This window comes from Proteus sp. G2609 (assembly GCF_963896135.1).
In the GTDB taxonomy this organism is placed as follows: Bacteria; Pseudomonadota; Gammaproteobacteria; order Enterobacterales; family Enterobacteriaceae; genus Proteus; species Proteus mirabilis.
Genome location: NZ_CAWQNB010000030.1, coordinates 104,326 through 118,280 on the forward strand (window position 1 = coordinate 104,326; position 13,955 = coordinate 118,280).

A 13,955-nucleotide genomic window follows, 5' to 3' on the forward strand; every position below is an offset into this window, starting at 1 on the left:
ACTCTCAATGGAAAAATAATATCGTATCAAATTAAATTCCTATGTTGTTTAATCCATCATAATGAAAAAAGAGCCAAGCTCATAATGAACTTGGCTCTTAACATTTACACTTTGTCTTGATTATAAAATCAACTTATTTTTTCTTTTTCGCTTTTGGATTTGGCAGGTCAGTGATGCTACCTTCAAATACTTCCGCAGCCATACCGATTGATTCGTATAGCGTTGGGTGAGCGTGGATGGTTAATGCGATATCTTCAGCATCACAACCCATTTCAATAGCTAAACCAATTTCACCTAACAGTTCACCACCGTTAGAGCCGACAATTGCCCCACCGATAACACGGTTGGTTTCTTTGTCAAAAATCAGTTTAGTCATACCATCTGCACAGTCTGATGCAATTGCACGACCAGATGCTGCCCAAGGGAAAGTTGCTACTTCATAGCTAACACCTTTCTCTTTCGCTTCTTTTTCAGTCATACCAACCCATGCAACTTCTGGCTCAGTATAAGCGATTGATGGAATAACTTTTGGATCAAAGTAATGTTTCTTACCAGAGATAACTTCAGCAGCAACGTGACCTTCATGAACACCTTTGTGTGCCAGCATTGGTTGACCAACAATATCACCAATAGCAAAGATGTGAGGTACATTAGTACGCATTTGTTTATCAACATGGATAAAGCCACGATCATCAACTTCAATACCAGCTTTACCTGCGTCTAATAATTTACCATTTGGTACACGACCGATAGCAACTAATACAGCATCATAACGTTGAGGCTCAGCAGGTGCTTTTTTGCCTTCCATTGTAACATAGATACCATCTTCTTTTGCTTCAACCGCAGTCACTTTGGTTTCTAGCATCAGATTGAATTTTTTGCTGATACGTTTAGTAAAGACTTTAACTACGTCTTTATCTGCCGCTGGGATAACTTGGTCGAACATTTCAACCACGTCAATTTGTGAACCCAACGCATGATAAACAGTACCCATTTCCAAACCGATGATCCCACCACCCATGACCAGTAAACGCTCTGGTACTGTTTTCAGTTGTAGTGCATCTGTTGAATCCCACACACGTGGATCTTCATGTGGAATAAAAGGTAATTCGATTGGACGAGAGCCTGCGGCAACGATAGCATTTTCGAAAGTGATTGTTGTTGTACCTTCACTACCTTCAACAGACAATGTATGTGAGCCTGTGAATCGAGCTTCGCCGTTAACAACATTTACTTTACGGCCTTTAGCCATGCCAGCTAAGCCACCGGTTAACTGAGAAATAACTTTGTCTTTCCAGATGCGAATTTTGTCGATATCTGTTTTCGGTGCATCAAAAACGACACCGTGTTCAGATAATGCTTTCGCTTCTTCGATTACTTTAGCAACGTGGAGTAACGCTTTAGAAGGGATACACCCCACGTTCAGACAAACACCACCTAATGTAGAGTGACGTTCAACTAAAACTGTATCTAAACCTAAGTCAGCGCAACGGAACGCCGCGGAATAACCCGCAGGGCCTGCACCGAGAACCACTACCTGTGCTTTAATTTCAGTACTCATCGTGACCTCATTATTTATTTGTCCGGCGAGTCAGACGATAATCCATATTTAACACCGAGACTTACATACCGCATGCAGTTTACAGAAATGTTAATAAACTGAAAAGCGCTCTAACATGACAGATCTCACAACCTAGAATGTATGACTGCAAAATCTGTCACGGCAATCAGAGAAACCGGCGCTTAGCACCGGTTTAGATGATTACATTACCAAACGACGTAAATCGCTCATGTACTGATTAATCAGAGTGATAAATCGAGCACCGTCAGCACCATCAATCACACGGTGATCGAAAGATAATGACATTGGTAACATTAAGCGTGGTACGAACTCTTTACCGTTCCAGACTGGTTTCATCGAAGAACGAGACAGTCCCATAATCGCAACTTCTGGCGCATTAACGATTGGTGCAAAACCGGTAGTACCGATACCACCAAGGCTAGAAATAGTGAAGCATCCGCCTTGCATATCAGATGCAGTCAGTTTACCTGCACGTGCTTTCTTAGAAACTTCTGCTAATTCATAAGATAGCTCTAAGATGCCTTTTTTGTTTACATCTTTAAACACAGGTACAACTAAACCGTTAGGTGTATCTACGGCGATACCGATATTGATGTATTTTTTCAGGATCAGTTTCTGTCCATCTTCTGAAATTGAGCTGTTAAAGCGAGGCATATCAGCCAGTGCTTTAGCCGCTGCTTTCATCACAAAGACTAATGGCGTGATCTTAACATCCAGTTTTTTCTTCTCAGCTTCTTTATTTTGCTGTTTACGGAATTCTTCAACCTCTGTGATATCTGCTTCATCAAACAGATTAACATGAGGGATCATTACCCAGTTACGGCTTAAGTTAGCGCCAGAGATTTTCTGGATACGGCTTAGTTCAACTTCTTCAATTTCACCAAATTTACTGAAGTCAACTTTCGGCCAAGGCAACATACCTGGTAATCCACCACCGGCATTAGCAGGTGCAGATTCAGCACGTTTAATTAACTCTTTCACATAAGACTGAACGTCTTCACGTAAGATACGTCCTTTACGACCTGTTCCTTTAACTTTCGCTAAGTTCACACCGAATTCACGTGCTAAACGGCGGATAACAGGTGTTGCATGGACATAAGCTTCGTTTTCAACAAATTCTTCTTTTGCTGCTGGTGCAGAAGCAGGCGCTTTTGCTGGAGCAGAAGGTGCTGGTGCTGCTGATGTAGAGGCTGCAGGCGCTGCTGGCGCTTGTGCTGCTGGTGCGGCACCGGCAACTTCAAAGGTCATGATCAGTGAGCCTGTTTTCACTTTATCACCGACAGCAATTTTGATCTCTTTTACTACACCGGCAAAAGGTGCTGGAACTTCCATAGAAGCTTTATCACCTTCAACCGTGATCAGAGATTGCTCTTCTGCAATGGTATCACCCACTTTCACCATCACTTCGGTGACTTCAACTTCATCACCACCGATATCTGGCACATTAACATCTTTAATAGCAGAGGCTGCTGGTGCTGATGCTGCAGGAGCCGGAGCTGATGCAGAAGGTGCTGGCGCGCTACCTGCTACTTCAAATACCATGATAAGAGAGCCTGTGCTCACTTTATCACCGACAGCAATTTTGATCTCTTTTACTACGCCAGCAAAAGGTGCAGGGACTTCCATTGAAGCCTTGTCACCTTCAACCGTGATCAGAGATTGCTCTTCTGAAATGGTATCACCTACATTGACCATCACCTCGGTGACTTCAACTTCATCACCACCGATATCTGGTACATGAACTTCTTTCAGTTCGCTCGCAGCAGGTGCGGCAGCAGAAGGCGCAGGAGCGGCTTCTTGAGCGGGTGCCTGAGCACCCTCTTCAGTATCAAAGATCATGATAAGAGAGCCAGTTTCGACTTTGTCGCCCACGGCAATTTTGATCTCTTTAACAATACCCGCTTGTGGTGATGGCACTTCCATAGACGCTTTATCGCCTTCTACGGTGATCAAGGATTGTTCTTCCTCAATACGATCACCGACTTTCACCATCACTTCGGTGACTTCAACTTCATCTGCACCGATATCAGGGACTTTAATTTCAATAGACATTCACTTTACCTCTTACGCCAGACGTGGGTTTACTTTTTCAGGGTTGATGTTGTATTTTTTGATTGCTTCTTCAACAACCTTCACATCAATCTCACCACGTTTAGCTAATTCGCCTAATGCAGCAACAATCACATAAGAAGTATCAACTTCAAAGTGGTGACGCAGATTTTCACGGCTATCTGAACGACCGAAACCATCTGTACCTAAGACACGATAGTCGTCAGCTGGCACATAAGTGCGAACTTGTTCTGCAAACAGTTTCATATAGTCTGTTGAAGCAACAGCTGGTGCATCATTCATGATTTGAGCAATGTATGGTACACGAGGCTCTTCTGATGGATGTAGCATGTTCCAACGTTCACAATCTTGACCATCACGAGCCAATTCAGTGAATGATGTTACACTGTACACATCGGAACCAATACCATATTCGGTTGACAGAATTTGTGCCGCTTCACGTACGTGACGTAAAATAGAGCCAGAACCCAGTAACTGAACTTTACCTTTCGCGCCTTCCAGAGATTCCAGTTTATAGATACCTTTACGGATACCCTCTTCTGCTCCAGCTGGCATTGCTGGCATATGATAGTTTTCGTTTAACGTTGTGATGTAGTAATAAACGTTTTCTTGTTTATCACCATACATACGCTCTAAACCATCTTGCATAATGACAGCAACTTCATACGCGAAGGCCGGATCGTAAGAGATACAGTTAGGAATAGTCAGTGATTGAATATGGCTATGACCATCTTCGTGTTGCAAACCTTCACCGTTTAGCGTTGTACGACCTGAAGTACCACCAATTAAGAAGCCGCGTGCTTGTTGGTCACCCGCAGCCCAACATAGGTCACCAATACGTTGGAAACCAAACATTGAGTAGTAGATATAGAATGGGATCATTGGCAAGTTGTTAGTGCTGTAAGATGTTGCAGCCGCTAACCAAGATGCACCCGCACCCAGTTCGTTAATACCTTCTTGCAGGATCTGACCTTTAACGTCTTCTTTATAGTAAGCAACTTGCTCACGATCTTGAGGCGTATATTGCTGGCCATTCGGGCTGTAGATACCGATTTGACGGAACAGACCTTCCATACCAAAAGTACGTGCTTCATCAGCAATAATAGGGACTAAACGATCTTTAATAGATTTGTTTTTCAACATTACGTTCAACGCACGAACGAATGCGATAGTAGTAGAAATCTCTTTAGATTGTTCTTCTAATAACTGGCTGAAATCTTCCAGTGTAGGAATTTCTAATTTTTCATCAAAACGAGTACGACGAGCAGGTAAGTAACCTTCGAGTTCCTGACGGCGAGCATGCAGATATTTGTACTCTTCTGAATCTTTATCAAAAGTGATATAAGGCAGTTCTGCTACTTTCTCATCGCTAACAGGGATATTGAAACGATCACGGAAATGTTTCACACCGTCCATGTTCATTTTTTTCACTTGATGAGCGATGTTTTTACCTTCTGCCGTTTCACCCATACCATAACCTTTGATGGTCTGAGCTAAAATAACGGTTGGTTTATCTTTGGTTTCTTTGGCTTTTTGGAATGCCGCAAAAACTTTCTTCGGATCGTGACCACCACGGTTTAACGCCCAAATTTCGTCATCAGTCATATCTTTAACTAATGCGGCAGTTTCTGGGTAACGATTGAAGAAATGCTCACGAACATAAGCACCGTCGCGAGATTTGAAAGTCTGGTAGTCACCATCCAGTGTTTCATTCATTAACTGGATCAGTTTACCGGAAGTGTCTTTACGTAGTAGTGCATCCCAACGGTCGCCCCACATCACTTTGATCACATTCCAGCCAGCACCGGCGAAGATACCTTCTAATTCGTTAACAATTTTGCCGTTACCTGTAACTGGGCCATCAAGACGCTGTAAGTTACAGTTAACCACGAAGCACAGGTTATCTAATTTTTCGCGTACAGCGATAGTGATAGCACCTTTAGATTCTGGCTCGTCCATTTCACCATCACCTAAGAACGCATAAACACGTTGCTTAGTGGTATCTTTTAAGCCACGGTGATCTAAGTATTTCAAGAATTTTGCTTGATAAATCGCAGATAGTGGCCCCAAGCCCATTGAAACGGTTGGGAACTGCCAGAATTCAGGCATTAATTTAGGGTGTGGATAAGAGGATAAACCTTTACCACCAATTTCTTGACGGAAGTTATTTAATTGCTCTTCAGTCAGACGCCCTTCTAAGAATGCACGTGCGTAGATCCCCGGAGAGATATGACCTTGGAAGTAAACTAAGTCACCGCCATCATTGTCATTATGAGCACGGAAGAAGTGGTTAAAGCAAACTTCATATAAAGTTGCAGAAGACTGGTATGACGCCATGTGCCCGCCGAGTTCCAAATCTTTTTTGGACGCGCGCAGAACCATCATTACTGCGTTCCAGCGAATAGCAGAACGGATACGACGTTCCAATTCCAGATTGCCAGGGTAAGCGGGTTCATCTTCAACAGGAATAGTATTGATATAATCACTGTGTACAGAGCCACCTAAAGCAATATCAAGGCCGCCATTACGGGCTTGTTTTAATACCTGATCAATCAGGAACTGTGCACGCTCAACACCTTCTTCACGGATGACCGAGTCGATCGCTTGTAACCAATCGCGAGTTTCGATCGGATCCACGTCATTTTTCAGCATATCTGACATGGTGTATTCCTTATCTGTTATCTGTTTCTAATGGTTATAGGAGCCTATCTTCCCGTGATACCACGGGGATATGACGGGAAGATAGGCCCTGCTGTTATTACCGCTACCCCTGAATATTGCAGGGAGATAGGTAGTACAGACTCAGCGGTCAGGATCTGTGCTACTAAAATAAATCAGGATGTTGTTGGAGCCGGCGTAAAGAACGCTCACGACGAGTATGTTCACGACTCATATCCAACAAAACATCTTCAATAAAGGCCAGATGGCGGTGTGAAGCTTCACGGGCTGCTTCTGGCTCTCTATTAATAATCGCCTGATAAATCTGTGTGCGATGCTCACTTACAGCAGTTAACATCTCTTTACGTGTATAAAGAAACTCAAAATTTTGTCGGATATTCTGCTCAAGCATTGGCACCATACACCTTAATAAGTGTAGCAAAACGACATTATGAGCAGCTTCCGTAACGATTAATTGGTATTGCAATACCGCATCCGACTCCGCTGCGATATCCCCTTTATCATGGGCATCAATAATGCGAGCATGACTGGCTTTAATACGCTCAAGATCATCATCAGTACCGCGTAATGCAGCATAATAAGCCGCAATACCTTCAAGGGCATGGCGTGTTTCTAACAGATCAAATTGAGATTCTGGATGCCCACTGAGGAGTTGAGCGAGAGGATCGCTAAAGCTTTGCCAAAGGTTATCTTGCACAAAGGTTCCACCACCTTGGCGGCGTAATAAAAAACCTTTTGCTTCCAATTTTTGGATTGCTTCACGCAATGAAGGACGCGATACATCAAATTGCTTTGCCAGCTCACGTTCAGGCAGGAGTTTTTCCCCCGGACGTAGGGTGCCTTCTAAAATAAGATGCTCAAGTTGTTGTTCTATCACATCAGAAAGCTTTGGTTGGCGGATCTTTGTGTAAGCCATATTGCTAGAAGCCATTATTGGATAACTATTACCTTGGTTATTGAAATGTCAATTGGTAATACCAATTTAATGTAATGGATAATAAAGTAACAAAGTATTTACTAACTGTCCATACAGTTGTTGAGCGAAATCATAAAAACCTGCAAATTTTAACAAATTATTTGATAAATTCATCAAATTTGATAACTAGATCGCATTATTAGAAAAGATTAAAAACACTATTTTTTAACATTGATTAAACACATAAACAGTCACACTGAAGCGTGACAGCATTCATATATTGATTATCAATGCAAAAATATCAATTATTAATGCGTTTTGTTATGTTATTTTGCTAATAGTGCTCGGTAATATGACCAATTAAAATGAGGTCCTGGATCTGTTTTCCGACCAGGTGCAACATCACTATGTCCGGTAATATTTTCTTTAATGCCCGGATAGTGTTCAATAAGTTGCTGAGTGAGTGTCGATAATTGCTGATATTGCTGCGACGTAAAGTCACACTCATCGGTTCCTTCTAGCTCAATACCAATCGAAAAATCATTGCATTTCTCTCGCCCTTTATAGAAGGAAACCCCGGCATGCCACGCTCGTGCCGTAAAAGGCACATATTGCACAATTTCACCATCACGGCGAATTAAACAGTGCGCAGAAACACACAGATGTGCAATCTCATTAAAAAAAGGATGATCATCAACAACAAGCGTATTGGTAAACAGTTGATCAATATAAGGTCCACCAAATTGCCCAGGAGGAAGACTGATATTGTGGATAATCAACAATGAAGGGATTTCGCCTTCAGGTCTATTGTCATAATTTGGCGATGGAACGTGCTTTACTCCCGTTAGCCAGCCTTGCTTAATCTCCACAACACCCCTCTTTTTTCTACATTTAAAATCATATTAGCTATTTTTATTAATAATATCCGCCAATTAATGCGAACTTGCTCTCAATAATAGTGGTTAATTTTGTATCACGCCTTTTTCTTTTCGATATTTTACTCAATTCTTAGCTTCTCTATTCGCCAATAAAACGCTTTTTTCTCATACTTCAACAGGTTATTTATCAAGGAGAGAAAAATGAATACATTAAATTATCACTCAACAGAGAATGGATTCACGCTAATGGAATTAATGATTGTGATTGCCATTATCTCAATTTTAAGCTCAGTGGCGATCCCTGCTTATCATGGTTATATCCAAAAGGCCGCCTTAACTGATGTATTACAAACCCTGTCGCCTTATCGTTCTGCAGTGGAACTTTGTCACTATGAACATCAATATAACCAATGCCATGCTGATGCCAGTTTTATGCCTCAACAATTTCGTAGTCGATACCTTACTGATATTCATGTTGCCAATGGCGTTATTAGTGCAAAAGGTAAGGCTCAACTAGAAGGGCTAACCATCGTAATGACTCCTGCAACAAACAGTAAAGAGACACTTCCCCAATGGCAAATTAACTGCACATCAACTAACACCGCGTTACAAACGCTATGCCATAAGGTTTTTAAATCTCATTAAACCAATCAAACGACAACCTCAACAAAGGTGGAAAAGCCAATAGGCTCTGTTTCTAGCCCTTACCATCCATAAATCATTTATCGTAAAAAAGAGCTTTCATGAATAATACTATCCATACAGCAACAGAGTTTATTGAGCAATTGTTACGTCACAGTCTTGCTCAACGTGTTTCTGATCTTCATTTAGAGCCACAACAAAATAGCCTGAGAATTCGCGCGAGAATTGATAATCATCTAGTGTTATTTTCTCCCCCTGACAATCAATTAGCTGACGAGATCCTGACACGTTTAAAAATTCTCGCGAATATTAATATTGCCGAAAAACGCCTACCACAAGATGGTCAATTTAATTGGTCTTACCAGAAAAACAATTATTCAATACGTGTTGCGACACTTCCTACTTTATATGGAGAAAAAATAGTGTTGCGGCTCATGAATAATCTGCAACAGCCACAATTAGCACAGTTAGGTTTTCAAACAATACACTTAACACTATTAAAAAAATATCTTACTCAACCTCAGGGAATGATTTTAGTCACCGGCCCCACAGGGAGTGGTAAAACTTTAACACTCTATAGTTGTTTGCAATATTTAAATAAAGATAATCGTAATATTAATAGTATTGAAGATCCTATTGAATTACCTCTCCAGGGCATTAATCAAACACAAATAACAGAAAAAGCCGGTATTACTTTTGCAACAATATTACGAGCACTATTACGCCAAGATCCCGATGTTATTATGATAGGTGAAATACGTGATCAACAAACAGCAGAAATAGCAATAAAAGCGGCACAAACAGGCCACCTAGTTTTATCAACACTGCATACTAACTCTACCCAAGCAACACTCGCCCGTTTGGCTAATTTAGGCATCGCAAAAGATTTAATCGACTCTTGTGTAAAATTAATTATTTCTCAACGTTTAGTTCGATGCTTATGTAGCAACTGTAAATACCCATCACCTGAACAGAGAAATTTCATTATTAATAATCAACAAATTATATTACCCAATTGGCAAGCAACAGGTTGTCAATTTTGTTATTCCGGCTACAAAGGCAGAACAGCTATTTATGATTGTTTTGAACTTGCCAAGCAATCACTTCCCTCACCTTACGCACTATTTAACTCAGGTATTGAACTGATAAAGAAGGGGATCACGTCTTTAGATGAAGTTTATCAAGTAGTCGGAGATATTGAATGAAATTACATTTTATCTATCGCTATAATGCATTAACTTATCAAGGAAAATGGCTAAGTGGCAACGTTGTCGCTCAATCTAAACATGAAGTTATTGATCAACTTATTCAACAACAAAAATTACCAGTAAAAATTCGCCTATATAGGGTAATAATCTTTCAAAATAGTGATAAACAATACCGCATTCAACTTCTTGAACAGTTAGCGTTATTACTTCATTCAGGCTTAGCACTTTTGCCCGCATTAACACTGCTTAAAGAAGAATGTCGTTATTTACATTGGCAATGTGTTTTAAATGATATTATTTTTCACCTCAATCAAGGAGGCGCGCTATCTAAACAGTTAAGTCGTTATCCACTCTATTTTCCTGCTAATTTAACCCATTTTATTTATATTGGCGAAGAGAGTGGTAAACTTGATGAAGTTCTCTTATTACAAACAACGCAATTAAAAAACCAGCGGGATTTAATAAAAAAAATAATAAAAGCTTTTCAGTATCCTCTATTCTTATTATTAACATTAATCGTTATTACAATATCTATGTTGATCTATGTTTTACCTGAATATCAATCTTTATACAGTGCATTTAATACTGAGCTACCGATGCTAACATTAACCTTAATTAGATGTTCTCAATGGTTTTCTCAATATAGTTTAATTATCCTGCTGTTTATATTAATAATTTCTTATAGCTATTACACTATTAAACACCATAGTGCTAAATTTCGCGACATTGAACAACGATGTTGGCTTAATCTTCCTTACTTGGGCATCTTATTAAGATATCACCAGCTACATATTATTTTTCAGATAATGACGATTACACAACAAGCTGGATTACCACTATTACAGGGATTAAAAATTATTACAGAGCAATTAACGCATTCACTGTATCAACGAGCACTCACTGATATGATAGCGCATATTACTCAAGGCAAATCACTTAGCTCATTTATGCGACATAATCCTCTATTCCCGCCAATCTGTTATCAATTTATCTCTTCAGCAGAAAATTCTGGACAACTACAGTTTTTTTGCCAGCAACTTACCCACTGGTTTTATCATCAATTAGAAGAACGTCTTGATAGTGTAAAAACATGGCTTGAGCCTATTTTAATGACACTGATCGCATTGATTACTGGCACGCTTATTATTGCGATGTATCTTCCGGTGTTACAACTAGGTGATACCATACATTGATGCTAGCAATATCCTAAAGTCGTTAACAATGCGTCTAATAATCAAAATATCAGTGATACAATGCATCACCATTACATTTTGATATATTAATAGCCGATTAAGCGAAGATTTAGCCACTTACTGTAAGCTAGGCTGTCAGGGTAGCAGAAAATCGCTTATCATAATAACTGAATAAAACCCAAATATTGCGGTTATTATCTTGTGATAAAAATCAGTTTAAGCTTTAGAATATCGCAATCAACAGTAAATTTTGATTAATTAAAAATAGACGAACGCAATGACTTATACAGTTGCTCTTACAGGTGGTATTGGTAGTGGTAAAACGACCATCGCTAATGGTTTTGCCTCACTCGGCGTCCCTCTTGTGGATGCGGATGTCATTGCCCGATTAGTGGTAGAGCCAGATTCGCCGGGATTAAAAGCCTTACAGCAACACTTCGGTGACACAATTTTATTGCCTGATGGCAAGTTAAATAGAGCACAATTACGTCATATTATTTTTCAAAATCAACAAGAAAAAGCGTGGGTAAACCAGTTACTCCATCCACTGATACAACAAGAGACGCAAAAACAAATTCAACAAATTCGCGCCCCTTATTTTATTTGGGTTGTTCCTTTATTAGTTGAAAATAAACTAACACATTTAGCCGATCGTATTCTTGTGGTTGATGTGACTGAAGAAGAACAAATTACCAGAACTATGCAACGTGATGGTGTAAGCCGAGATCATGTACTCAAAATTTTACAAGCCCAAGCTAAAAGAGAACAACGATTAGCCGTTGCTGATGATATTATTGAAAATCACGATAATAGCTTAAATCAAGATGAACAAATAAAACAACTTCATCAGCATTACTTAGAATTAGCTCAAAAAAGCAATACAGGACAATAGCCATGAGTGAAGAAACCTCAACAATTATTTTTGAACACCCGCTTAATGAGAAAATGCGTTCATGGCTTAGAATTGAAAACTCATTAATTCAATTAAATAGTTTTCAATCTATTAATTCATTATCTTCTGCATTATCTTTTTTTCGTGCCGTTTCAGAATTTATTGAAGTTTTAGATCGCGGGGAGATCCGCGCAGAGCTACTTAAAGAGTTAGAAAAAAGACAAAAAAAACTGCAACAGTGGTTATCCTTTCCTAATGTCGATAAAGAGATTGTCAGTCATATTATTAATGAGTTATCAGAAAGTGCTTGCGCATTAAGTAAAGCACCACGTATTGGACAACATTTAAAACAAGATAAAATCATCAGCTTAGTAAAACAACGCCTCAGCATTCCGGGAGGATGTTGTAGCTTTGATGTCCCTACTTTGCATTTGTGGTTAAATCTTCCTCAAACGGTGCGTACTGAAAAGTTAACTTGTTGGCAGGAAGGGTTATATCCTCTACAAAATGCATTAAATGCCCTATTAACACTTATTCGTCAATCAGATACATTTAAACCGGTATTAAGCCATAATGGTTTTTATCAAGACAGTACGGAAGAAGGTGAATTATTGCGGATCAAGCTACTTGCCAGCCAGCAAATTTACCCTCAAGTCTCAGGACACAAAAACCGTTATGCTATTCGCTTTTTGCCTCTTGATAGTGAGCATGGCACAATCCCTTCTGAACTACCTTTTGAGATTTCATGTTGTTAATATAGCTTAATATCAACAACAGAAATCATCTCAATTAAATTCAGGAGAGATAATGAGCGAAAAATTAATAGTGAAATGCCCAACATGCCGAACCGAGGTAATATGGGATGAAAGTAGCCCTTATCGTCCTTTTTGTTGTAAGCGTTGCCAGTTAATCGATTTAGGCGAATGGGCGGCTGAAGAGAAGCGAATTCCAAGTCAAAGCGAAAGCAATGACAGCGATGAATGGAGTGAAATGCCAGAGCAAGATCCTAAGCCGTTTAATTAAACGCCCATAGCATACTCATACAGCCACAACAATCATGAAGTGGCTGTATTGATTATTTTTGCAATAAGGCAACAATAGAGCGATTAGCTGGCGGAAAATCTTCGGCATTTAAGGACATAATAGGTACCCAGCGGGAAAGTTGCCCCTCTTTACCGTAAGGTTTATTTTCCCACTCAGTGACTAAAAAGAATGATAATGTAATATGCCTATCAATAAAATCATGCTCTACTGTTTCAAGCAACTGGCATTGCGTCACATTAATACCTATTTCTTCTTGCAACTCACGGTATAATGCCTGCTCTGGCGTCTCTTTATCTTCTAGTTTTCCACCAGGAAACTCCCAATATCCTCCCATATGAGATGTCAAAGGGCGTTGGGTAATAAATACATTATTTTGCTTATCACAAATCACACCTGCAGCAATATGTAGTTTTTTTTTATCTATCATAAACAGCCTTATTAGATCATACGTTTCACTGACAAACTTCACCATTATACCGTAGATCCAATAGTATGAGGTTGATTTTCTTTCTTCACTATTCGGCATCTGCTCCCTCCCCTGATGAACGACCCGCAAAAGTTGGACTCTTTTCGTTTAAACTCAATCATCACTATTTATTAAGATAAATAAATAGTAAAAGTATAAATGCTTTTATATTTTATTTATTAAAATGAAATAATTATTCACAGAATGAATATTTTATATAATGAAATAAATAAATCACTGCCAACAAATGAAAAGTCGCTTTTAACTTAATTAAATATTTTCAAAACCGCTCTCAGTATTCTTCTTTTTTCTCTAAAAAACCTATTTTTTGGTTAATTGATTTTTTCTAACTGGTAATTTACATAGCAAAAATCACAACAAATAC

At 39.4% G+C, this 13,955-nt stretch carries 12 protein-coding genes; 6 read left to right on the top strand and 6 right to left on the bottom strand.

From position 1 onward, the window contains the following. Positions 1 to 133: 133 nt before the first annotated feature. From lpdA to ampD, 5 genes are all read right to left on the bottom strand, one after another. Positions 134 to 1,561 (bottom strand): dihydrolipoyl dehydrogenase, encoded by a 1,428-nt coding sequence (lpdA, locus tag AACV01_RS09530; RefSeq protein WP_004244077.1) that lies wholly within the window; start codon positions 1,559 to 1,561, stop codon positions 134 to 136. Positions 1,562 to 1,762: 201 nt separating this feature from the next. Further along, positions 1,763 to 3,634, bottom strand: coding sequence for a pyruvate dehydrogenase complex dihydrolipoyllysine-residue acetyltransferase (aceF, locus tag AACV01_RS09535; RefSeq protein ID WP_017827184.1), 1,872 nt, complete (start codon positions 3,632 to 3,634; stop codon positions 1,763 to 1,765). A 12-nt stretch (positions 3,635 to 3,646) separates the two neighbouring features. Next, a complete protein-coding gene (gene aceE, locus AACV01_RS09540; RefSeq protein WP_004244080.1) occupies positions 3,647 to 6,313 on the bottom strand; it encodes a pyruvate dehydrogenase (acetyl-transferring), homodimeric type in 2,667 nt (888 codons plus the stop codon). Between the two features lie 163 nt (positions 6,314 to 6,476). After that, positions 6,477 to 7,247, bottom strand: a complete 771-nt coding sequence (gene pdhR / locus AACV01_RS09545; RefSeq protein WP_012368227.1) for a pyruvate dehydrogenase complex transcriptional repressor PdhR — start codon at positions 7,245 to 7,247, stop codon at positions 6,477 to 6,479. A gap of 326 nt (positions 7,248 to 7,573) precedes the next feature. Then, positions 7,574 to 8,116, bottom strand: a complete 543-nt coding sequence (gene ampD, locus AACV01_RS09550; protein ID WP_161682773.1) for a 1,6-anhydro-N-acetylmuramyl-L-alanine amidase AmpD — start codon at positions 8,114 to 8,116, stop codon at positions 7,574 to 7,576. 210 nt (positions 8,117 to 8,326) lie between these two features. On the opposite strand from ampD, the gene ppdD reads away from it, so the two are divergent. From ppdD to yacG, 6 genes are all read left to right on the top strand, one after another. Further along, positions 8,327 to 8,770 (top strand): prepilin peptidase-dependent pilin, encoded by a 444-nt coding sequence (gene ppdD, locus AACV01_RS09555; protein WP_036971246.1) that lies wholly within the window; start codon positions 8,327 to 8,329, stop codon positions 8,768 to 8,770. 98 nt (positions 8,771 to 8,868) lie between these two features. Next, entirely contained in the window at positions 8,869 to 9,972 is a 1,104-nt protein-coding gene (locus tag AACV01_RS09560) for an ATPase, T2SS/T4P/T4SS family (RefSeq protein WP_020946015.1), read from the top strand. Further along, complete coding sequence (locus AACV01_RS09565) at positions 9,969 to 11,168, top strand: type II secretion system F family protein (protein ID WP_104836636.1); 1,200 nt, start codon at positions 9,969 to 9,971, stop codon at positions 11,166 to 11,168. The genes AACV01_RS09560 and AACV01_RS09565 overlap by 4 nt, the downstream gene beginning before the upstream one ends. Positions 11,169 to 11,445: 277 nt before the next feature. Further along, on the top strand, positions 11,446 to 12,060 hold the full coding sequence (coaE, locus tag AACV01_RS09570; RefSeq protein ID WP_004244087.1) for a dephospho-CoA kinase: 615 nt from the start codon (positions 11,446 to 11,448) through the stop codon (positions 12,058 to 12,060). 2 nt (positions 12,061 to 12,062) lie between these two features. Then, positions 12,063 to 12,815, top strand: a complete 753-nt coding sequence (zapD, locus tag AACV01_RS09575) for a cell division protein ZapD (RefSeq protein WP_004244089.1) — start codon at positions 12,063 to 12,065, stop codon at positions 12,813 to 12,815. Between the two features lie 52 nt (positions 12,816 to 12,867). Continuing rightward, positions 12,868 to 13,083: a DNA gyrase inhibitor YacG gene (gene yacG, locus AACV01_RS09580; RefSeq protein WP_004244091.1), complete on the top strand. Its 216-nt coding sequence runs from the start codon at positions 12,868 to 12,870 to the stop codon at positions 13,081 to 13,083. Between the two features lie 52 nt (positions 13,084 to 13,135). On the opposite strand, the gene mutT is transcribed toward yacG, so the two are convergent. Then, complete coding sequence (mutT, locus tag AACV01_RS09585) at positions 13,136 to 13,531, bottom strand: 8-oxo-dGTP diphosphatase MutT (RefSeq protein WP_017627934.1); 396 nt, start codon at positions 13,529 to 13,531, stop codon at positions 13,136 to 13,138. Positions 13,532 to 13,955: the final 424 nt, after the last annotated feature.